This window comes from Micromonospora sp. HNM0581, assembly GCF_012726175.1.
Classification (GTDB): Bacteria; Actinomycetota; Actinomycetes; order Mycobacteriales; family Micromonosporaceae; genus Micromonospora.
Map to the genome: position 1 here is coordinate 80,010 of NZ_JAASAD010000006.1, position 20,787 is coordinate 100,796.

At 70.7% G+C, this 20,787-nt stretch carries 18 protein-coding genes and 1 pseudogene; 11 read left to right on the forward strand and 8 right to left on the reverse strand.

Features of this window, described 5'->3' with window-relative positions:
* Positions 1-88: 88 nt before the first annotated feature.
* Positions 89-1,369: a cation:proton antiporter gene (locus tag HCA58_RS10290; RefSeq protein WP_169597554.1), complete on the forward strand. Its 1,281-nt coding sequence runs from the start codon at positions 89-91 to the stop codon at positions 1,367-1,369.
* 38 nt (positions 1,370-1,407) lie between these two features.
* Here the strand turns inward: HCA58_RS10290 and HCA58_RS10295 are convergent, their stop codons facing one another.
* Positions 1,408-2,349 (reverse strand): FAD-dependent oxidoreductase, encoded by a 942-nt coding sequence (locus HCA58_RS10295; RefSeq protein ID WP_169597686.1) that lies wholly within the window; start codon positions 2,347-2,349, stop codon positions 1,408-1,410.
* A 174-nt stretch (positions 2,350-2,523) separates the two neighbouring features.
* On the opposite strand from HCA58_RS10295, the gene HCA58_RS10300 reads away from it, so the two are divergent.
* The 3 genes and pseudogenes from HCA58_RS10300 to HCA58_RS23480 all read left to right on the forward strand — a co-directional run.
* Positions 2,524-3,906 (forward strand): glycoside hydrolase family 6 protein, encoded by a 1,383-nt coding sequence (locus HCA58_RS10300; RefSeq protein ID WP_169597555.1) that lies wholly within the window; start codon positions 2,524-2,526, stop codon positions 3,904-3,906.
* Positions 3,907-4,087: 181 nt separating this feature from the next.
* Entirely contained in the window at positions 4,088-4,675 is a 588-nt protein-coding gene (locus tag HCA58_RS10305) for a general stress protein (protein WP_169597556.1), read from the forward strand.
* A gap of 113 nt (positions 4,676-4,788) precedes the next feature.
* Positions 4,789-4,902, forward strand: a pseudogene (locus HCA58_RS23480) (pirin family protein); the annotation flags it as partial.
* A gap of 17 nt (positions 4,903-4,919) precedes the next feature.
* On the opposite strand, the gene HCA58_RS23880 reads toward HCA58_RS23480, so the two are convergent.
* The gene (locus HCA58_RS23880) at positions 4,920-5,048 is read right to left on the reverse strand and encodes a hypothetical protein (RefSeq protein WP_277351236.1); all 129 of its coding nucleotides are present in this window, start codon (positions 5,046-5,048) and stop codon (positions 4,920-4,922) included.
* 120 nt (positions 5,049-5,168) lie between these two features.
* Between HCA58_RS23880 and HCA58_RS10315 the strand changes: the two genes are divergently transcribed.
* The gene (locus HCA58_RS10315) at positions 5,169-6,758 is read left to right on the forward strand and encodes a phospholipase D-like domain-containing protein (RefSeq protein ID WP_169597687.1); all 1,590 of its coding nucleotides are present in this window, start codon (positions 5,169-5,171) and stop codon (positions 6,756-6,758) included.
* Here HCA58_RS10315 and HCA58_RS10320 read toward each other — a convergent pair.
* Positions 6,707-7,441, reverse strand: coding sequence for a hypothetical protein (locus tag HCA58_RS10320; RefSeq protein ID WP_169597557.1), 735 nt, complete (start codon positions 7,439-7,441; stop codon positions 6,707-6,709). The genes HCA58_RS10315 and HCA58_RS10320 overlap by 52 nt on opposite strands.
* A gap of 390 nt (positions 7,442-7,831) precedes the next feature.
* On the opposite strand from HCA58_RS10320, the gene HCA58_RS10325 reads away from it, so the two are divergent.
* Positions 7,832-8,656 carry a SigB/SigF/SigG family RNA polymerase sigma factor gene (locus tag HCA58_RS10325; RefSeq protein WP_169597558.1) on the forward strand — a complete coding sequence of 275 codons (825 nt, stop codon included), beginning with the start codon at positions 7,832-7,834 and terminating at the stop codon, positions 8,654-8,656.
* A gap of 59 nt (positions 8,657-8,715) precedes the next feature.
* Here the strand turns inward: HCA58_RS10325 and HCA58_RS10330 are convergent, their stop codons facing one another.
* From HCA58_RS10330 to HCA58_RS10340, 3 genes are read right to left on the reverse strand one after another with little or no spacing between them, the layout of a single operon-like run.
* Positions 8,716-9,309: a GNAT family N-acetyltransferase gene (locus HCA58_RS10330; protein ID WP_169597559.1), complete on the reverse strand. Its 594-nt coding sequence runs from the start codon at positions 9,307-9,309 to the stop codon at positions 8,716-8,718.
* The gene (locus tag HCA58_RS10335) at positions 9,306-10,832 is read right to left on the reverse strand and encodes an APC family permease (RefSeq protein WP_169597560.1); all 1,527 of its coding nucleotides are present in this window, start codon (positions 10,830-10,832) and stop codon (positions 9,306-9,308) included. Before HCA58_RS10335 ends, HCA58_RS10330 begins: the two co-directional genes overlap by 4 nt.
* 36 nt (positions 10,833-10,868) lie before the next feature.
* Positions 10,869-11,495, reverse strand: a complete 627-nt coding sequence (locus HCA58_RS10340) for a GPP34 family phosphoprotein (RefSeq protein WP_169597561.1) — start codon at positions 11,493-11,495, stop codon at positions 10,869-10,871.
* Between the two features lie 141 nt (positions 11,496-11,636).
* Here HCA58_RS10340 and HCA58_RS10345 point away from each other — a divergent pair, with 141 nt between their 5' ends.
* The 3 genes from HCA58_RS10345 to hrpB all read left to right on the forward strand — a co-directional run bounded on the left by HCA58_RS10345 (position 11,637) and on the right by hrpB (position 15,416).
* Positions 11,637-12,479, forward strand: coding sequence for a Scr1 family TA system antitoxin-like transcriptional regulator (locus tag HCA58_RS10345; RefSeq protein WP_169597562.1), 843 nt, complete (start codon positions 11,637-11,639; stop codon positions 12,477-12,479).
* Positions 12,480-12,522: 43 nt separating this feature from the next.
* Positions 12,523-12,714 (forward strand): DUF397 domain-containing protein, encoded by a 192-nt coding sequence (locus tag HCA58_RS10350; protein WP_169597563.1) that lies wholly within the window; start codon positions 12,523-12,525, stop codon positions 12,712-12,714.
* Between the two features lie 83 nt (positions 12,715-12,797).
* Complete coding sequence (gene hrpB, locus HCA58_RS10355; RefSeq protein ID WP_169597564.1) at positions 12,798-15,416, forward strand: ATP-dependent helicase HrpB; 2,619 nt, start codon at positions 12,798-12,800, stop codon at positions 15,414-15,416.
* Positions 15,417-15,420: 4 nt separating this feature from the next.
* Here the strand turns inward: hrpB and HCA58_RS10360 are convergent, their stop codons facing one another.
* Complete coding sequence (locus HCA58_RS10360) at positions 15,421-16,149, reverse strand: protein phosphatase 2C domain-containing protein (RefSeq protein ID WP_169597565.1); 729 nt, start codon at positions 16,147-16,149, stop codon at positions 15,421-15,423.
* A gap of 217 nt (positions 16,150-16,366) precedes the next feature.
* Between HCA58_RS10360 and HCA58_RS10365 the strand changes: the two genes are divergently transcribed.
* Complete coding sequence (locus HCA58_RS10365) at positions 16,367-18,976, forward strand: glycoside hydrolase family 9 protein (RefSeq protein WP_169597566.1); 2,610 nt, start codon at positions 16,367-16,369, stop codon at positions 18,974-18,976.
* 150 nt (positions 18,977-19,126) lie between these two features.
* Positions 19,127-19,678 (forward strand): GNAT family N-acetyltransferase, encoded by a 552-nt coding sequence (locus HCA58_RS10370; protein ID WP_346775944.1) that lies wholly within the window; start codon positions 19,127-19,129, stop codon positions 19,676-19,678.
* Positions 19,679-19,748: 70 nt separating this feature from the next.
* Here HCA58_RS10370 and HCA58_RS10375 read toward each other — a convergent pair whose 3' ends face one another.
* Positions 19,749-20,708, reverse strand: coding sequence for a TIGR03885 family FMN-dependent LLM class oxidoreductase (locus tag HCA58_RS10375; protein ID WP_169597568.1), 960 nt, complete (start codon positions 20,706-20,708; stop codon positions 19,749-19,751).
* Positions 20,709-20,787: the final 79 nt, after the last annotated feature.

Here is a 20,787-nt window from a genome sequence, read left to right on the forward strand (position 1 = left end):
GGCGGATTACTGCGATTAGCGGCACCCCAGCCGGGGCACGTTGTGCGCCACCTGTCCGCGTGCTGCGGGCGTGGCGAGAGGCGGTGCGGTGGAGACGATCGACGTTGCGTTCGCGGTGCTGGGTGTGGCGGCACTGCTCGCCGGCATCCTGCCTCGTCTGGTGGAGCAGCGGCCGCTGTCCATGCCGCTGGCCTTCCTCGGGCTCGGCATGCTGATCTACGTGCTACCCACCGACCTACCCGTGCCGGACCCCCTCACACATCGGGACCTTGCCACCCATCTCACCGAGATCTGCGTGATCGTCGCGTTGATGGGGGCCGGTTTGAAGATCGATCGACCGTTGAGTTGGGCACGTTGGTCGTCGACGTGGCGGCTGCTCGCCGTGGCCATGCCGCTGTGTATCGCCGCTGTCGCTCTGCTCGGGTGGTGGTGGGCGGGCCTGGTGCCGGCCACCGCGTTGCTGCTCGCCGCGGCGCTCGCGCCGACCGATCCGGTACTCGCCTCCGATGTCCAGGTCGGTGAGCCCTCCGCCGAGTCGGACTCCGAGGACGAGGTGCGCTTCGCGCTCACCTCGGAGGCGGGGTTGAACGACGGTCTGGCGTTCCCGTTCGTCTACGCGGCGGTCGCGATCGCGGGCTCCGGACTCGCCCCCGGCGACTGGCTGGCCCGCTGGGTCACCGTCGAGCTGTTCTACAAGCTGGCGGTCGGGCTGGCCGGTGGGCTCCTGATCGGTTGGCTGCTCGGCAAACTCTTCTTCCGGGCGCCGAGCGAGCTGCGGCTGGCCCGGCACGCCGAGGGGTTCCTGGCGTTGGCCGCCACCTTCCTGACGTACGGGCTGGTGGAGGTGGCCGGCGGCTACGGTTTCCTGGCGGTCTTCGTGGCTGCCCGCACGATTCGGGCAGCGGAGCGTAACCACAAGTATCACGCGGTGCTGCACGATTTCGCCGAGCAGGTGGAACGGCTGCTCACCGTGCTGATGTTGCTGTTGCTCGGCGGTGCGGTGATCGGTGGGCTGCTGGCTCCGTTGACCTGGCCCGCCGCGCTCGTCGGCCTGGCCCTGGTTTTCGTGGTCCGGCCGCTGGCCGGGTGGCTGGCGTTACGCGGCGCACCCGGACGTCCCGCGGAGCACTGGGTGATCGCGGCCTTCGGCATCCGGGGTATCGGCTCGTTCTACTACCTGGCGTACGCCACCACGAAGGCGGATTTCCCGCAGGCGGATCTCGTCTGGGCCACCACCGCCCTGGTGGTGATCGTCTCCGTGGTGGTGCACGGCGTCGCGGCGACCCCGGTCATGCGGATGCTGGACGGCTCCGGCGAGCGCACCCGGGCAGCGGGCTCGCCGACACGTTCCCCGGCCGTCGTCGGCTGAGCTTCCTGTCGGACGGGCGTGGTGGTGCCTGTCTGGCGTCAGGCAAGTCGGCGGGCGAGGGCCCGGCCGAGATCGCGGCCGGATCGCCAGGCCGTCTGCACCCGGGGTTCCCCGAACGCGTCCCCGGCCAGCCCGATCCCGTCGGCGTCGAGGTGGAAGCTGGTCACCGGGGTGTCGCCCCCGGCCGGCTTGGCGTACGTCCAACGGTGGACGTGGACGTGCTCCGCGCGGTCCGGCAGGGCGAGCAGGTCGCGTACGGCCGCCTCGATCTCCGGCCCGGCTGCGGTGGGTCGGGCCAGGTGCCGGGCCGCGTACGCGTCGGTGGTGTGCGCGACCAGGACCGCGGCGCGGTCACCACGCCGGTCGCCGTCGTCACAGACCAGACTGAGCAGCGGGTGGGAGTTGACGAACGCGCCCCGAAAGTCGGTCCATCGTCGGCTCGGGAACCGCAGCATCGCCGCCAGTGTCGGCGACCAGCGTTGCTGTTCGACGGATTCGGTGGCCGCGACGAGTTCCGGGTGGAGCAGCGACGCGGCCTGCGGCCCGGGCATCGCCAGCACCACAGCCGCGTACGCTTCGCCGTCCACTGTCGGTCCCGGCCCGACGCCGCCGACCGCACGGTCGGTCTCCACGGGCAGGTCCCGACCGAGCTGCTCCGCCAGGGAACGCAGCCCACGTGGTGCCGCCCACCGCATCGGCCCCGGGATCTCGCGGCAGGACTCGCCGTCGTACGCGACGAAGGTGTCGGTCCATTCCCGGGCCAGTCCGGCCGCCTGCCAGCCGCGCACCACCTCGGCGAACTCGGGATCGCTGACTGTCAGGTAGGCCGCGCCGAGGTCGGCGGGTCGTCCGTCGAACCGCCGGCTGGCCATCCGGCCGCCGACCACCCGCCCGCGCTCCCGGACCTGGACCGGTATGCCGGCGCTCGACAGTTCCCGGGCGCATGCCACACCGGCGATGCCGGCGCCGACCACGACCACACCATCCCGCATCCCATGATCGTAAACGGCGAGATCGCTCGCCGGCCATCGTCACGCGGTGGCGTCGCCGCTTTCTTCGCGGAAGGACTTCACAAGTCGGCAACGGGCCCGTACCTTGTCGGACATGTGGGAGCGCTTCCACGCACTTTCTTCGATGGGTACGAGGAGCAGACCATGAGACAACGAAGCACGTTCGCTCTGGTCGGCGCCGTGGCGACGGCACTGACCGTCGCCGGCAGCATCGGCGTGGGCGCGCTGCGCCCCACGTCCGCCGCAGCCGCCGACTCCGCCTTCTACGTCGACCCCGCCACGGCCGCCGCCCGCTGGGTCGCGGCGAACCCCGGCGACTCCCGGGCGGCGGTGATCCGTGACCGGATCGCCAACGTCCCGCAGGGCCGCTGGTTCACCACCACCAACACCTCGTCGGTACGCTCCGAGGTCAGCGCCCTGGTCACGGCCGCTGCCGCCGCCGGCAAGATCCCGATCCTGGTGGTCTACAACATCCCCAACCGCGACTGCAGCAACCACAGTGGCGGGGGCGCACCCGACCACGCCACCTACCGACAGTGGGTGGACCAGGTCGCCGCCGGTCTCGGTGGTCGCCCGGCGACCATCATCCTGGAGCCCGATGTGCTCCCCATCATGACCAACTGCATGAGTGCCAGCCAGCAGGCCGAGGTGCGAGCCTCGATGGCGTACGCCGGCAAGGCGCTCAAGGCCGGCTCGTCCGCGGCGAGGGTCTACTTCGACATCGGCCACGGCGGATGGCTGGCCCCCGGCGAGGCCGCTGCCCGGTTGACCGCCTCAGGCATCGCCACCAGCGCCGACGGCATCTCGGTGAACGTGTCGAACTACCGGCGTACCGCCGACGAGGTTTCGTACGCCAAGTCGGTGATCGCTGCCACCGGCATCTCCCGGCTCAAGGCCGTCGTCGACACCAGCCGCAACGGCAACGGCCCCGCTGGCGCCGAGTGGTGCGACCCGCCGGGGCGTGCGATCGGCACTCCGAGCACCACCTCCACCGGCGATTCCGCCATCGACGCTTTCCTCTGGGTGAAGCTGCCGGGCGAGGCGGACGGTTGCATCGCGGCGGCGGGACAGTTCGTGCCCCAGCGGGCGTACGACCTGGCCGTTGCCGCTGGTCCGGTACCGACCACCACCCCACCGACCACCACCCCACCGACCACCACGCCACCGACCACCACTCCGCCCACCACCACTCCACCGACGAGCAACCCGCCCGGCGGTGGCTGCTCGGTGACGTTCGCCCCGAACACGTGGACCGGCGGTTTCACCGCCGAGATCCGGGTGACCAACCGTGGCGCGGCACTCGACGGCTGGACCCTCACCTTCACGGTCGCCTCCGGTGTTCGGCTGAGCAACGGGTGGAATGGCGACTGGAGCCAGACCGGCAACCAGGTCACCGTCCGCAGTGCGGCCTGGAACGGCAGCCTGCCCAGCGGCGGTACGCTGAGCGTCGGTTTCCAGGGCACCTACACCGGCGGCAGCCTGCCCGCACCGACCGGTTACCGCCTGAACGGCACCGCCTGCGCCTGATAACCCGTCCAAACCACGGACCCGCGGTCACGCCGTACCGGCGTGACCGCGGGTCCGTCCCTGTCCCGCCTCAGACCGCTGCCAGCGCCATGCCCGTGGCGTCGGCCGGTGAGCCGGACGCCACCGGGGTGTTACCGCCCCGCCGAGGTGGGGTAGGCGACCGACGACGAAGGAGGCGACCATGACCACACAGTCGAACCCCTCGGCCTGGCAGCCAGGAGTGACCGGCGGCGGCACCCTCCCATCGGGCCCAGGCGGCCGTACCGCCGCGCCCAGTGGGGACGGCCACGGCCCACCGGCCGGCCCGCCGACGGTGACGATCGGCGCATTCGCCGACTATCCGACCGCCCAGCGGGTGGTGGACCACCTCGCCGACAACCGGTTCCCGGTGGAACGCGCCGCTATCGTCGGTACCGACCTGACCCTGGTGGAGACCGTGCTGGGTCGGATGACCACCGCCCGTGCGGCGCTTGTCGGGGCCGGCACCGGAGCCTGGATCGGTTTGTTCATCGGTCTGCTGTTCGGCATCTTCACCGTCGGGAACTGGGTGGCGGTGATTCTCGCCGGCCTTGTCATCGGTGCGCTCTGGGGTGCCGTCTTCGGCGCCGTGGCGCACGCGATGACCGGCGGGCAGCGTGACTTCACGTCCGCGAGTTCCCTGCGGGCGAACCGGTACGCGGTGACCGTGGAGGCAGACGTCGCCGACCAGGCCCGTCAGCTGCTGGCCCGACTGAACCTGGGCGGCCGGGCACCACGCACTGCGGGCTGACCTCGCCGGTGACCGGGCGGTCCCGCCGCCGATGGGCCGCCCGGTCAGGTCCACCCGCTGAGCCGTACGACAGCCGCCGTGGCGACCCCGCGACCACGGGCGGCAGAGCCCCGATGCCCGCCATCACCGTCGAGAACGTCCTCGTCCTGCCCCGGCTCGACGAGTCCACCGGCTTCCGGCCGGTCCGCCTGCTCACCACCGCGCCCAGCGGGCTCGAGGGCGAGGGGAGCCGCGCCCGTACAGCTCACGAGACGGCGAAGATGCCGGCCACGCCGAGCAGGACCATGACCAGTACCGTCAACAGCGCCCCCCGCTCGCCCTCCACCGCCTGCTCGCGGTGCTCGGTCGTGGAGTTCGTCGGCTCGCCGGACATCCTTCGGCTCCTCGCTGCTCGGGGTGGGGTCGGTCGCCGACAGCCGGAGCCCACCGGCGTGCGAGCCCGACCACGGGTTCGTAAAGTGAGGGCGTGAACGACCTCTCCGAGGGCGGGAGCATGCCGCTGCAGGACTGGTTCCTCACCGCACCGGAACGCGCCAACCCGGTCTCTGAGTTGCCGGTCTGGACCAGCGGAAACCTCGCCGAGCCGCTGATTCACGGTGCCGCGTACTTCGACCGCCTGGTCACCGAGGTCGAGCAGCTCGGCGACGGTGATCACCTCTTTTTCGCCGACTGGCGGGGCGACCCGGACGAACGCCTCCGTCCGGACGGCCCGACGATCGCCCAGCTCTTCGCCAGCGCCGCGCAGCGTGGTGTGGTGGTCAAGGGGTTGATCTGGCGCTCGCACCTCGACGTGCTGTCCTACAGCCACCAGGAGAACCGCAACCTCAGCGAGGCGATCTCGGCCGCCGGTGGCGAGGTGCTGCTCGACCAACGGGTCCGGCGAGGTGGATCACACCACCAGAAGCTCGTGGTGCTGCGCCGCCCGGCGACCCCCGAGCAGGACATCGCCTTCGTCGGCGGAATCGACCTGTGTCACAGCCGTCGCGACGACGACGCGCACCACGGTGACCCGCAGGCGGTACGGATGGCCGCCCCGTACGGTGACCATCCGCCCTGGCACGACGTGCAGGTCGCGTTGCGCGGGCCGGTGGTGGGTGCGCTGGACACCACGTTCCGCGAGCGGTGGACCGACCCGATGCCGCTGGACTCGGAGAACCCGCTGGCCTATCTGCGCGACCGGCTGCGCGGGGCGGACCTCACTCCCGGGCCGCTGCCGGACAAGCCGGCTGATCCGCCGCCCTGCGGTCCGCACCACGTCCAGGTGTTGCGCACCTACCCGGCGGTCCGGCCCCGGTACGCGTTCGCCCCCGACGGCGAACGCACCGTGGCCCGCGGCTACACCAAGGCGGTACGCCGCGCCCGCCGGCTGATCTACCTGGAGGACCAGTACCTCTGGTCCACCGAGGTGGCCGAGTTGTTCGCGGCGGCGTTACGCGACAATCCCGAGCTACACCTCGTCGCGGTGGTGCCGCGCCACCCCGACGTGGACGGGCGGTTGGCGCTGCCACCGAACACGGTCGGTCGCGAGCAGGCACTGGCCCTGTGCGAGCAGGCCGCGGCGGGTCGGGTACACGTCTTCGACGCGGAGAACCACGCCGGCACTCCGGTTTACGTGCACGCGAAGGTGTGCGTGGTCGATGACGTGTGGGCCTGCGTCGGCAGCGACAACTTCAACCGACGGTCCTGGACGCACGACAGCGAGCTGTCCTGCGCGGTGCTGGACGGCTCCGCCGACGAACGACACCCGCGTGATCCGGCCGGGCGGGGTGACGGGGCACGACGGTTCGCCCGGGAGCTGCGGCTACGCCTGCTCCGCGAGCACCTGGACCGTGACCCTGCCGGCGCCGACGACGCCGACCTGATCGATCCTGACGACGCGGTCGCCGCGATCACCGCCACCGCCGAGGCGTTGCAACGCTGGTACGACAGCGGACAGGTGGGTCCCCGCCCACCCGGTCGGCTGCGACCGCACCGCGCCCGACGTCTGCCCTGGTGGACCCGGGCCTGGGCGCTGCCCGCGTACCGCCTGGTCTACGACCCTGACGGCAGACCGTTGCGGGCCCGACGGTCGGGCACCTGGTAGCTCGGTTCCAGTTCGCCGAGCACCGTCAACCCACCGGGGTACGCGAACGAGGCACGCGGCGAGTAGTAACCCCAGGCGATGGTGAGCGGGTTCTCCGGGCGCAACGCGTACACCGGGTGGACCGGATCGAGGAACTCGACCGACTCGATCTCGAACGAGCTGGTCGGCTCCGCGATCACCGGGTAGACGCTGCTCACCAGTTGTCCACGCAACTCGGTCAGGTAGCGGTGGTGGCCGTTGTGCACGACGTGACCGGTGTCGCCGACCCGCACCCGAGCCCGGATCACCTGGTGGCCGTCGATGCTCGTCTCGGTGACGAGCGTACCCACACGCTCCGTGATGCTGGTGTGGCCGGGCAGTGCCGGTGCACCCCTGTCCCGGGCGTAGCCGCGTACCTGTTCGTTGCAGGTGACGTAGTGGGTCCACCAGCCGCCCGGGGTCACGCCGTCCGGGGCTTCCATGCCGACGAGTGTGACGCCCAGGTAGGTCAGGGAGTAGGAACCGAAGCCGGAGGTCTGGCTCTCGTCGTCCACCACGTACTGGTTCATGAAGACCTCGCGGTCCGGGTGGGGCCGCAGCCCCGCGGGGACCAGCGCCGCCACCGCGTCCGGGTCTGCCGGTAGCCAGCTGAAGTACAGCGTCCGGCTGTCGACGACGAGGTGAGGAACGGCAAGGTCGAACACGGTGCCTCCGGGTCGGGGATCTACCCGTGACGCTAGGTCCAGCGTCGTCCACAGGACAACGACGGATAAGTGACACTCCTCTTGTCGCTGGCAGCGCACCTCGTACGTTCGTCGGCTGCCGACCCCGTCCAGCCCTGGCGGCAGGTACGGACGGGCATCCGCGATCCATCTGATCGGCTACCCCGGACCGTGATCGAAACCTCTTCGACCCACTCCACCCACACACGGTGTCCGTTTTCGTCGCCTTCATGGTTGAAATTCGCATAAGTACATCGTCCTTTCGGCTAGATTTTCTGGAGACGATCGGGCTAAGGTGACTCCCGAACGTACAAACGGCTTCAACCAAAGCGTCACGTCTATATCCGCGGACGAGGTGCAGGGAGGACCACCATGACCGCGTCAACGATCACCGAATCGGCGACCACCCCGGCGACCACGACCCCGAAGCTCGACCCGCGGGCGCTCACCGACAGCGCCGCCGAGCTGTTGAACGCCATGGCCGCACTGCCGGCCGGGCACCCCTCCCGGGCCGCACTGCGCGACCGGGCGATCGAAGCCTGGCTGCCGCTCGCCAACCACCTCGCCCACCGTTACAGCGGTCGCGGCGAGCCCACCGACGATCTCGCGCAGACCGCGGCCGTCGGGCTCATCAAGGCCATCGACAAGTTCGACCCCTCCCGTGGGGTGGACTTCGCCGGCTACGCGATCCCCACCATCATCGGCGAGCTGAAGCGGCACTTCCGCGACCGGACGTGGGACATCCGGGTGCCCCGCCGGTTGCAGGAGCTGCGGCTGGCCATCTCCGACGCCAACAGCTCCCTGTTGCAGTCCCTGGGCCGCTCCCCGACCGTCGCCGACATCGCCGCGCACCTCAAGCTCACCGAGGAAGAGGTGCTGGAGGGCCTGGAAGGCGCCCGTGCGTACAACGCGGTGTCGCTGTCCACCCCGACCGGTGACGGTGACCGCGCGACCGAACTGGGCGACATGCTCGGCGGCGAGGACAACGAGTTCGAACTGGCTGAGCTGCGGGTGGCGTTGGGTCCGGCGCTAGCCACGCTCGACGAACGCGAGCAGAAGATCCTGACGCTGCGGTTCTACGGCAACCTGACCCAGTCACAGATCGCGGATCAGATCGGCGTGTCGCAGATGCACGTGTCCCGGCTGCTGGCCCGGGCACTGACGAAGCTGCGGGGGCAGCTCGACGGGACGTACTAGAGGGGGTGACGATGGTGGCCGGGTCCGTCGGACCCGGCCACCATCGTCGTCGCGTCACCTCAGGCGACGACTGGTTCCCGCCACATCGGCCAGAACGGCGTGCCGTCGGGCAGCCGGAACGGCTCTGCGACCCGGTAGCCGTGCCGCGCGTACAGGTCACGGCTGGTTTCGCTGCTCGCTTCCAGGTACGCCGGTACGCCGTTGGCGTCCAGCCAGGTGTGATGGTGACGCAGCAGCGCCGTGCCGACACCCCGGCCCTGCCGATCCGGACGCACGGCCAGGAGCGCCAGGTGGTGATGATCGGCGTGCGGATGATTGGCGGCGAACAACTCGTCCAAGTGGACGAATTTCGGGGTCCACTCCCCGCACGCCGAGGCCAGCCGCGTGTCGTAGTCCTCCGGCGGCGGCAGTGGTTCACCGATCGACGGAAGCCAGACGGCCACCCCGACGCGGTCCTCGGTGCCGAACACCAGCCCGTGGCGGGTGGCGTGGTCAACGATGATTTCGAAGTTTGCGGTCAGCACCGTCTCCCGCTTGGCCTCGTCCGGCACCAGCCAGCGGGGCTGGTCCAGCACCATGAACGCCTCGGCGATCCGTGCGGCGACCCAGCTGACGTCGCCGACGCCGAGTCGACCGACCGCTGGCCGGCTCATCGCCGCGCCTTTGCCGTCGGAGCCGGCGCGGTGACCGACGACGGGGCGGCCACGACGACCGCGGCGCTCTCCGCGCCCAGACCGATCCGGACGTACGTGTCGGGACGCCGCCGCCGCAGCGACAGTCCCCACAAGCCGCCGAGAAGAGCTGCCACCGGATAGGCAGCCGGGATCACCCAGCGTAACGGCGAGTCCGACTCCACCCCGAGCAGGTCGGCGAAGTTCTGCACCGCCAGGACGATGATCGCGACCAGCGCGACTGCGGCCACGCCCGGCGCGATCAACCGCCGCCACAACGTCTCCTGCTCGCCATTCCGAGCGAAGTACGCGATGATCGCCACCGCGGTGGTGGCGATCATCAAGAGCACGCCGAAACCACCACTGGTACCGAGCCAGAAGAACAGCTGTAGAACCGGATCCCAGCCGTTCACCGCGTAGAGGATGATCACCAGCAGGCCGAGCACGCTCTGCGCGAGCGAGGCGGCCTGGGGTGCACCGGTGACCGGCGACGTGCGGCCGAACGCCGCGGGCAGCACCCGCTCCCGACCCAAGGCGAAGGTGTAGCGCGCGGTGGTGTTGTGGAACGAGATCATCGCCGCCAGAACCGAGGTCAGGAAGAGTGCCTGTCCGATCGTCAGGACGGTGTCGCCCAGGTGCGAACCGGCCAGGTTGAAGATCAGTTCGATGCTCTGGGTGCCCGCCTCCTCGACGATCCGGTCCGGTCCGACCGCCACCGTCATGCTCCACGAGGAGAGCGCGTAGACCACCGCGATGATCGCCACGGACAGGTAGGTCGCCAACGGCACCGTACGCTTCGGGTCCTTGCTCTCCTCGCTGAAGACCACCGCCGCCTCGAAGCCGACGAAGCCGAGGATCGCCAGCACCAGCACCGCGCCGAGCCCCGGCACGAAGAAGTTCTCCGGCGCGAACGCGGCGAAACTCACGTCCCCCCCGGCTGGGTTACCCAGCTGACCCAGATCGAACAGCACGATGATGGCGATCTCGGCGCAGAGCAGCGCGGCCAGCACCATACCGTTGATGTCCACCCGGAGCAGCCCGAGCATGCCCACCAGCGCCCACGCCACCAGAGCGACGATCCACCACTGTGGCGTGATGCCGAACAGCCGGTCCAACACCGGTGCCGCCGCCGCGCCGATGGTGCCGTAGAGCCCGATCTGGAGGGCGTTGTAGGCGATGAGCGCCACCCAGGCCGTCCCCACACCGGCCGGGCGCCCCAGCCCACGGGCCACGTACGCGTAGAAGGCCCCGGCGTTGGCCATCCGACGGGCCATCGCCACGTAGCCGACGGAGAACACGGCGAGTACTGCTGCCACCACCAGGAAGGCCAGCGGGATACCGAGCACGCCGATGACGCCATAGCCGGTGGTGACCACACCGGCGACCACGGTCAGCGGTGCCGCCGCCGAGAGAACGAAGAAGATCACTGAGGGGACACCGAGCCGACCACGAGCGAGCGCCTCGGAGACGTTGCTCGGTCGTTCGGTTGTCGCTGTCGAGGACATGTACCGCTCCGGTGTGAAGGGAAGGGGTGTACCGGGTCAGGGGGCGCCGCGCAGCACTGCCGCGCCTACGGCTGCCTCGGTGTGCGCCACGAGTTCCTTGAGCGGATCCGGCAGGGCCGGGATGATCAGACTGAGCCGGTGGTGTGCGCGCGGACCGGCGCTCCACAGCACCTCCCGGGTCAGGCCGGCGGCGGCGACCAGCCCGAGCAGCGTCGCGTCGGGCACGCTGGGTGGCTCGACCCGCTCCAGCAGTGCCCGTAGGCGGGTGGCTGGCCAGGCCACGGTGTTGAGATCGATCGGCTGGTAGGTCACGCTGGTCCGCAGCAGCCGTCGGCTCTCCTGCCGGCGCAGCACACCTGCCCGGGACAGTCGCTCACCCACCGCGGTCACCGCCGTCTGGGCGAGAAAGCTGAGCCAGGTACGCACCGACTGGTGCTGCGCCTCCCCCACCAGTTGGTCCAGCACGGTGTGCGCCAACGCGTCAGCCGGTGGCCGACGGTCCAGCACACCGACCTGACCGGCGGACACCGTGATGTGTCCATGCAGGATCAACTCGCCGAGCAGCCCGCCGGCCAGGCCGAGGCCGGTCGCCGCGGGGTGCAGCTTCGCCCGGCCCCGGGTGTCGTTGTGCGCGATCAGAAAGAACTCGTCGGCGGTGAGCACACGTCCTCCCGGGCCGGCTGTCCACAGTGATCGCTAACCGGCACATGATGCACCGGCCTCGACGGCGATGCAACTCCCGTTTTCGCCAGTTGCACTCCGTGGTGAAGCGACCTGCACCTTTTCGCGTGACAGACTCGGAGGGTGACCGTGAGCCCCACCGTTCGACGCCGCCGCATCGCCCGGGAACTACGCCACCTGCGCGAACGCGCCGGAATGACCTTGGATGTCGCCGCCCGGCAGCTGGACATGTCAAAGAGCAACCTGTCGCGCATCGAAAACGCGCAGATCGGCATCAAGCCGCGTGATGTCCGGGCAGCCCTCGCGCTGTACCAGGTCACCGGCAGCGACGCCGAAGCGCTCATCGAGATCGCCCGGGGCGCCCAGCAACGGGGCTGGTGGCAGCACTACAGCGACGTCCTCCCGGAATGGTTCGAGTTCTACGTCGGGCTGGAAGCCGAGGCCGCCACGCTGCGCACGTACGAGGCCGAAGCCGTACCCGGCCTGCTGCAGACCGAGGCGTACGCCCGCGAGGTCTACCGGCTGACCGCCGGCGAGGAAGACCTGGACCGCAAGGTGGCTGCCCGGCTACGGCGACAGGAGGTACTGCGCGGGGACTCACCGGTGGAGCTGTCGGTGGTAATCAACGAGGCGATACTGTTACGCCCTGTCAGCAATCGCGCCGTCATGGCAGGCCAGACGGACCACCTGGAAGCCCTGGCTCAACTACCCAACGTAACAATCCAGGTGCTGCCTTTCGAAGCCGGCGGACACCCTGCGATGAACTCACCGTACGTGATCCTCACGTTCGCCGACGCGGCCGACGCGGCCGTCGTCTACCTGGACAATCTCTCGATAGGGCTGGCACTGGAAGAGGTCGACCAGGTGCGCTCGTATAGCCTTGTGCACGAGAGGCTGTGCACTCTGGCACTCGATCCAGCGGCGTCCCTGATCCGCCTGAAGGAAGCTTCTCGTTACTTTACGTGACCGCCGCATCGCGGTCACTGTCGGTATCGACGAAGGGATCGCGATGACCGCGCTCGACCTGCCCCGACAGCAGTGGCGTACCAGCACACGCAGCGTGGGCAACGGTAACTGCGTCGAGGTGGCCACCGTCGGACGCGGAGTGGCGATCCGGGACAGCAAGGACCGCCACGGGCCAGTGCTGACCTTCGAGTCGTCCGCCTGGTGCGCCTTCGTCGCGAGCGTGCACACCGTCTGACCCACCCCAGCGCACCCCGCCCCCCGACTACGATCACCGCCCGGCCGGACCCGGCAGCGTCGTTCGCCCTGAGAGACTGAACCGTGCTCTCCGAGGTGTCAGTCGACCTGCCGGTACGGCCGGTGCTGCCGGAGCTGGTGGCGGCGCTGGGCTCGACCGGCAGCGCGGTCCTGGTCGCCCCGCCGGGCACCGGAAAGACCAGCCTCGCCCCACTCGCCGTGGCCGGTGCGGTGGCCGGGCGAGTGATCGTCGCCCAGCCGCGTCGAGTGGCCGCCCGCGCCGCCGCCCGTCGGATGGCGGCGCTGCTCGGCGAGCCGGTAGGCGACCGGGTCGGCTATGCGGTCCGCGGTGAACGGCGGGCCGGACCACGTACCCGGGTGGAGGTGGTCACCACCGGGTTACTGGTCCGCCGATTGCACCACGACCCCGAGCTGGCCGGTGTCGACGCGGTGCTGCTCGACGAGATCCACGAGCGCCAACTCGACGCCGACCTGGCGCTCGCCTTCAGCATCGAGTCCCGGGCGACCCTACGGCCGGAGCTGTGGCTGCTGGCGATGTCGGCGACCCCGGAGGCGGACCGCTTCGCCGCTCTGCTCGGCGGCAGCGGGCCGGCTCCTGTGGTCCGGGCCGCGTCGGCGCTGCATCCGGTGACCCGCATCTGGGCGCCGCCGCCCCGGCCCGTGGCGCCGCCCGGTGCGGGGCCGGTGGACCGGGCACTGCTCGACCACGTGTCGAACACCGTACGGAGGGCCCTTCACGAGCAGGAAGGCGATCTGCTGGTGTTCCTGCCCGGCGTGGGCGAGATCGCCGCTGTGGCCGGGCGGCTCAGCGACCTGCGCGGCAACGTCGACGTGCTACGCCTGCACGGCAGTCAGAGCGGCATCGAGCAGGACGCCGCCCTGCGGGCGGGAGACCGCCGGCGGGTGGTGTTGGCCACGGCGGTGGCGGAGAGCAGCCTGACCGTGCCCGGCGTGCGAACCGTGGTGGACTCGGGCCTGTCCCGGGTCGCCCGGCTGGACCTGGCCCGAGGGCTGGGCGCCCTGGTCACCGTGCCGGTGTCCCGCGCGGCGGCGACCCAACGCGCCGGCCGGGCCGGTCGTCAGGCGCCCGGCCAGGTCTACCGTTGCTGGTCGTCGGGGATGCACGAACGGTTGCCCGCGCAGCCGGAACCGGAGATCGCCACCGCCGACCTGACCGGGTTCGCCCTCGAACTGGCCGCCTGGGGCACGCCCGGCGGAACCGGGCTCGCGCTACCCGACCAGCCTCCGGCGGCGGCGATGGCGGTTGCCCGTGAGACGCTGACCGCGCTCGGTGCGATCGACCCGAACGGACGGATCACCGAGCGAGGTCGGGCCGTCGCCGCCGTCGGCGCTCATCCCCGGCTGGCCCGGGCACTGCTCGACGGGGCCGACCGGGTCGGCGCCGACCGTGCCGCGCAGGTGGTGGCGCTGCTCGCCGAGCCGACCGTCTTCGGTCCCGGCGACGACCTCGGCGCCACGTGGCGTCGGTTACGCGCCGGCACCGACCGGGCCGTCACCGCCCGCTGGCGTGCGGAGGTACGCCGGCTACGTGCCGCCCTGCCACCCGCGGCGCCGGACCGGGCGTGTGCGAACCGGACTGCCGGCAGCGACACGCACGACCGAGCGGACAGCGGGGCGGTGGGCCAGGCAGACGCCGAGCGGGCAGGGCACGGCGGGGTGGCGGATACGCGGTCGGGATGGTTACCCGACGAGCTCGCCGCCGGGCTGCTGGTCGGGTTGGCGTACCCGGAACGGTTGGCACAGGTGAGGCGGCCGGGTGGTTCGGCGTACCTGATGAGCGGTGGGACCGCGGCGGAGCTGGCACCCGGGTCGGGGCTGGTAGGCGTCGACTGGTTGGCCGTCGCGGTGGCCGACCGTGCTCCCGGCGCACCGTCCGCCCGGGTCCGGCTGGCTGCCGTCCTCGACGAGGCGACCGCCCGTGCGGCGGCTGGCCCGCTGCTGCGTACCGAACGGGAGGTCGGCTGGTCGGATGGGGACGTGGTGGCCAGGGAGGTGCTGCGGTTGGGCGCCATCGGGCTGGTCGACCGTCCCGTGACCCGGCCCGACCGGGACGAGGTGACCGCCGCCCTGCTGACCGGACTACGCGAGACCGGACTGGACATGTTGACCTGGACGGCGGCGGCCAGGTCACTGCGCGAACGGCTGGCGTTCTGCCGGTACGCGCTGGACGGCGACTGGCCTGACGTCTCCGACGAGGCGCTGCTGGCCGACGCACCGCACTGGCTCGGGCCGGAGCTGGCAGACGCCCGCCGCCGGGCCGACCTGACCCGCATCGAGGTGGTCGGCGCGTTACGCCGGCTGCTGCCCTGGCCGCTCGCGGGACGGCTGGACGAACTGGCGCCGGAGCGGATCGCGGTGCCCAGTGGTTCGCGGATCCGGGTCGACTACGCCGACCCGGCCGCGCCGGTCCTCGCGGTGCGGATCCAGGAGACCTTCGGTTGGTCCACGGCGCCCCAGATCGGTGGCGGTCGGGTGCCGGTACTGCTGCACCTGCTCTCCCCCGCCGGTCGGCCGGTGGCGGTCACCACCGACCTCCCGTCGTTCTGGGCCTCCGGCTACCGCCAGGTCCGCGCCGAACTACGCGGACGCTATCCGCGCCATCACTGGCCGGAGGACCCGAACGCGGCCACGCCGACCCGGCGGACCGGGCGGAGCGGCTGAACACTCACGGTTCGTCGACCACGTCGGCGATCACGACGGTGATGTTGTCCGGCCCGCCGCCCTGCAACGCTAGGTCGATGAGCTGCCGCGTGCAGGCGTCGCGTTCCGGCTGGCTGGCCAGCACCTCGGCCAGGGTGTCGGCGGGTACCACGTTCGACAGCCCGTCGCTGCACAGCAGCCAGCGGTCGCCGGCCCGGGGCACCATCGTCGCGTACGCCGGGGAGACCTCCTCGCCCTGCAACGCCTGGGTCACCACGGCACGGCGGGGGTGACTGCCGGCCTGGTCGGCGGTGATCAGGCCCTGGTCGACGAGCATCTGCACGAAGGTGTCGTCCCGGGTGATCTGCTTGAGCACACCGTCGCGGAACAGGTACGCCCGGGAGTCACCCACGTGGGCCAGCGCCAGGCAGCTGCCGGTACGCGCGAACAGCAGCGCGGTCAGCGTGGTGCCCATCCCCTGCCGTTGGGGATCCTCTGCGACCGCCTGACGGATCCGGTCGGTGGCCAGTTGAATGCCGTTCTGCAACGCGGCGACCAGGACGTCCTCCGGCGTCTCCACATCCAGTGGTGCGATCGCCCCGACGGCGATGGCGCTGGCCAGGTCTCCGGCAGCCATGCCGCCCATGCCGTCCGCGACGGCGACCAGCCAGGTGCCGGAGTGCAACGCGTCCTGGTTTCCGCTGCGGATCAGCCCACGGTCGCTCGTCCCGGCGGAACGCAGCTTCAGGGTCATGGCACGCAGCCTGCCAGGAGTAGGGCTCGGTTGTCTCTAGGAGATCAGGGCCGCTCGGCGTGGCGCGGCAAATCTCACGGACGGTGAACACCAAAATGCATCGGATGCGATCGATTGACATGTCCTGCCTGTCCTGGAAACATGCCCGATACCTGGGAGCGCTCCCAGGTCACACCCACCCCGCCCGTTCCGTCCCGCTCGTCGGAAGGACTCCCCCGTGACGCCATCCCGACGTCGTCTCGCGGTGCTCGCCGCAGCGACCGCCGTGGCGCTTGTCGGCGTCAGCGCCGGCACCGCTTTCGCCGACCCTCCGGCCGACGCACCCGAACAGATCCGCAACGGCGACTTCAGCGACGGATCGTCGCCCTGGTTCTCCTACGGCACCAACACCCTCGGCGTGGTCGACGGCCAGCTCTGCGCCGCCGTGGCCGGTGGCCTGGCCAACCCGTGGGACGCCGGGATCGGCCACGACGCGCTCCCGCTGGTTGCCGGCGCCGAGTACACCCTCGCCTTCGACGTCAGCTCCGCTCCCGGTCACCCGGTCGCCGCGGTGCTGCAACTCGGCAGCGAGCCGTACACCGGCTACTACTCGGTCACCGCTGCCGCGACGCCCACCCAACAGCGCGTCGAGCGCACCTTCGTCGCCCCGAACGACGACAGTCGCGCCCAGCTGATCTTCCAGATCGGCGGCAGTGCCGAGGCACGCACCGTCTGCCTGGACAACGTGTCGCTGCGCGGCGGCGAACCACCCGAGCCGTACGAACCGGACACCGGCCCGAGGGTCCGGGTGAACCAGGTCGGCTACCTGCCGGGCGGCCCGAAGAACGCCACCGTGGTCACCGAGGCCACCGAAGCACTGCCCTGGCAGTTGCACTCCGCCTCCGGAGCCGTGTTGGCCAGCGGCAGCACCACTGTCCGCGGGGTCGACCAGGCGTCGGCGCAACACGTGCACTCGGTCGACTTCTCGTCGTACCGCACCCCGGGTCAGGGGCTGACGCTCGCCGTGGACGGCGAGGTGAGCCACCCGTTCGACATCTCCGGCACGCTCTACGACCAGCTCCGGTCAGACGCGCTGCAGTTCTTCTACATCCAGCGCAGCGGTATCGCCATCGACGGTGACCTCGTCGGCGAGGAGTACGCCCGCCCCGCCGGTCATCTCGACGTCGCCCCCAACCAGGGCGACACCAGCGTGCCCTGCGCCGCCGAAGCCTGCGACTACCGTCTCGACGTACGCGGTGGCTGGTACGACGCGGGTGACCACGGCAAGTACGTGGTCAACGGTGGTATCGCCACCTACCAGCTGCTGAGCGCCTTCGAACGGACCAAGAACGCCGCCACCGCCGGTTTCGGCGCCGAACTCGCAGACGGCACGCTGCGGCTGCCCGAGCGGGACAACGGGGTGCCGGACATCCTCGACGAAGCCCGCTGGGAGCTGGAGTTCCTGCTGCGGATGCAGGTGCCGGCCGGTAAGCCACTCGCCGGGATGGCCCACCACAAGATCCACGACCGGAACTGGACCGGCCTGCCGATGCGGCCGGAGGACGACCCGGAGCCGCGCGAGCTGCACCCGCCGTCCACCGCCGCGACCCTGAACCTGGCCGCCGTCGCCGCCCAGTGCGCCCGACTGTTCGCCCCGTACGACAGGGCGTTCGCACAGCGCTGCGGCGGTGCGGCGAAAACCGCGTACACGGCGGCCAAGGCCAACCCGGCCCGGTACGCCCCGTCGACCGGTAACGGCGGTGGCCCGTACGACGACACCAACGTCACCGACGAGTTCTACTGGGCAGCCGCCGAGCTGTACCTGACCACCGGCGAACGCACCTACCTGACCGACCTGACCGCCTCACCGCACCACACCGGCGACGTCTTCGACGCCCGTGGCTTCGGCTGGCAGAGCGTGGCCGCACTGGGTCGCCTCGATCTGGCCACCGTGCCGAACGGACTTCCAGCCGCCGAACGGGCCCGGATCCGTGACTCCGTGGTGATCGCCGCCGACAGCTACCTCACCGAGATCGGCCGGCAGGCGTACGGGCTGCCCATGCCCGGCGACCCGAACAGCTACTTCTGGGGCGGCAACGGTGCCATCATCAACAACGCGGTGGTGCTGGCCACCGCGTTCGACCTGACCGGGGCGGCGAAGTACCGCGACGGCGCGGTACAGACGATGGACTACATCCTCGGCCGCAACGCGTTGAACGTCTCGTACGTGACCGGATGGGGCGAGCACACCGCGCAGAACCAGCACAGCCGAATATTCGGCTTCCAACTCGACCCGACGATGCCGAAGCCGCCCGCCGGTTCGATCGCCGGGGGGCCGAACGCCGCGCTCCAAAATCCGTTCGTGGAGCAGCTGCTCGCCGGCTGCGCGCCGATGTTCTGCTACGTCGACGACATCGCCTCGTACTCCACCAACGAGGTCGCGATCAACTGGAACTCGGCGCTGGCCTGGATCGCCTCGTTCCTGGCCGACCAGGGCGACGCCGGTGCGCTCCCGCCACCGACCTGCACCGTCTCGTACACCAACTACGGCTCGTGGCAGGGCGGCACCGGCTTCACCGCCCAGGTGGACATCCGCAACACCGGCACCACCACGGTCAACGGTTGGACCGCCAGGTTCGCCTTCACCGGCGACGCCAAGGTACGCGAGGCGTGGATGGCCAAGGTGACGCAGTCCGGCGCCACGGTGACCGCGAAGAGCGACTCGTACAACTCGCGGATCGACCCGGGCGCCTCGGTGATGTTCGGATTCAACGCCACCACCGGCGGCGGCGCGAACCCCTCGCCCGGTCTGGTCACGGTCAACGGCACGGCCTGCACCGTGTCCTGAAGCCCGGGTGGGGTGCCGTCGGCGACCGGCACCCCACCCGGCCGGCACGAACACAGACCGGTCCGGCCCGGATCCGACAGACCTCCGGGCCGGACCGTCCTGCCGCTTCGGGCCTGGCCACTACCAGCCGGCATGTTGCAGCATGAGCCGGTGAGCGATGACGACGTGGTGCTACGCGCCGGTGGGCCGATGGACGCCGCTGAGGTTCTGCGACTGCTCGACGACGCGACCGCCTGGCTGGCCGCGCGGGGCCGGACCGGACAGTGGGGCACCCGACCGGCCTCGACGGACGCCCGTCGCATCACCCAGGCCGACGCGTGGGCCACCAGCGGTGGGCTGTGGCTGGCCCAGATCGGTGACTGCCCGGTCGGCGCGTTGGTGGTGGGTACGGCCACCGAGTACGTCCCGCCCCCGACCGAACCGGAGCTGTACGTCAACCTGCTGGTCACCGACCGGGCGTACGCCGGCCGTGGCCTCGGCGGCCAGCTGCTGACACACGCTGCCGACCTGGCACGGGAACGCGGCGTCGGGCTGCTACGGGTGGACTGCTACGCCGGTGACGATGGCGCTCTGGTGCGCTACTACCAGCGTCAGGGCTTCACCCCCACCGACCCGTTCACGGTCAACCTCCCTGACCGTCCCCCCTGGCCCGGCCAACTCTTGACCCGCCCCGTCCGACCCACCCTGTCCACGTCGACATGAGATGCCGGCAACGTGACAATCGACTGCTGTCGCCGACTGCTGGTCTACACGAGCCGATGGGGTGGGTCGGTCAGGGGCGCAGTTTCGGGAGGACCTGGTCGGCGAAGGTGTCCAGGAAGGGGCGTTGGTCCTGGCCCACGTGGTGGAGCGCGATCTGGTCGAAGCCAAGGTCGACGTACTCCTCCAACCAGCCGACGTGCTGCCCGAGGTCGGCAGAGATGTTGACCACCTCCGCGAGCCGACTCATCGGCACGTCGGCGGAGACCACGTCGAAATGCTCCGGTGTGGCCAGGTCCCAACAGACCGGCGGGGCGAAGATGTTGCTGCGCCACTGGTCGTAGGCGGTCGCCTCGGCCTCGTCCTGGGTGGGCGCCCAGCTCAGATGCACCTGGAGGTGCACCGGCCCGCGCCCCCCGGCCTCCCGATACGCGTCGATCATGCGACGCAGGTGGTCGGTTGGCGCGTTCACCGTGATCAGGCCGTCCGCCCACTCGGCGCACCAGCGGGCGGTGGCGACGCTCACCGCGGCGCCGACGAGTGCCGGCTGCTGCTCGGGGCGGCTCCACAGCTTCGCCCGGTCCACCCGGACCAGACCGTCGTAGCTGACCTCCTCGCCGGCCAGCAGGGCCCGGATGACGTCGACGCACTCACGAAGCCGGGCGTTGCGGATCTCCTTGCGTGGCCACACATCGCCGGTGATGTGCTCGTTGGCGGCCTCACCGGAGCCGAGCGCCGCCCAGAACCGGCCGGGATACATGGCGGCGAGAGTCCCGATCGCCTGCGCGACGATCGCCGGGTGGTAACGCTGCCCGGGAGCGTTCACCACCCCGAACGACAGATCGGTGGCCTGCAACGCCGACCCGAGCCAGGACCAGGCGAAGCCGGAGTGGCCCTGGCGTTCGCTCCAGGGTGCGAAGTGGTCCGAGCACATGGCGGCATCGAAACCGACCTGCTCGGCGTGGATCACCGCCGCCAGCAGCTCACGCGGGTGGATCTGCTCATGGGAAGCGTGAAACGCGATCGCCGTCATGCCGCGCTTCACTACCCACCGGGCCACAGCTGTAAGCAAGGAGACTCTTCCTTGCCCGGCCACGCGCCGACTCTGCCGG

Excerpts from the sequence above, each read along its gene's own strand:
- HCA58_RS10350 (WP_169597563.1), top strand. The coding sequence starts at position 12,523 with ATGACCGCGCTCGACCTGCCCCGACAGCAGTGGCGTACCAGCACACGC.
- HCA58_RS23880 (WP_277351236.1), bottom strand. The coding sequence starts at position 5,048 with ATGTCCGGCGAGCCGACGAACTCCACGACCGAGCACCGCGAGCAGGCG.
- HCA58_RS10305 (WP_169597556.1), top strand. The coding sequence starts at position 4,088 with ATGACCACACAGTCGAACCCCTCGGCCTGGCAGCCAGGAGTGACCGGC.
- HCA58_RS10375 (WP_169597568.1), bottom strand. The coding sequence starts at position 20,708 with ATGACGGCGATCGCGTTTCACGCTTCCCATGAGCAGATCCACCCGCGT.
- HCA58_RS10335 (WP_169597560.1), bottom strand. The coding sequence starts at position 10,832 with ATGTCCTCGACAGCGACAACCGAACGACCGAGCAACGTCTCCGAGGCG.
- HCA58_RS10325 (WP_169597558.1), top strand. The coding sequence starts at position 7,832 with ATGACCGCGTCAACGATCACCGAATCGGCGACCACCCCGGCGACCACG.
- HCA58_RS10315 (WP_169597687.1), top strand. The coding sequence starts at position 5,169 with ATGCCGCTGCAGGACTGGTTCCTCACCGCACCGGAACGCGCCAACCCG.
- HCA58_RS10330 (WP_169597559.1), bottom strand. The coding sequence starts at position 9,309 with ATGAGCCGGCCAGCGGTCGGTCGACTCGGCGTCGGCGACGTCAGCTGG.
- HCA58_RS10300 (WP_169597555.1), top strand. The coding sequence starts at position 2,524 with ATGAGACAACGAAGCACGTTCGCTCTGGTCGGCGCCGTGGCGACGGCA.
- HCA58_RS10360 (WP_169597565.1), bottom strand. The coding sequence starts at position 16,149 with ATGACCCTGAAGCTGCGTTCCGCCGGGACGAGCGACCGTGGGCTGATC.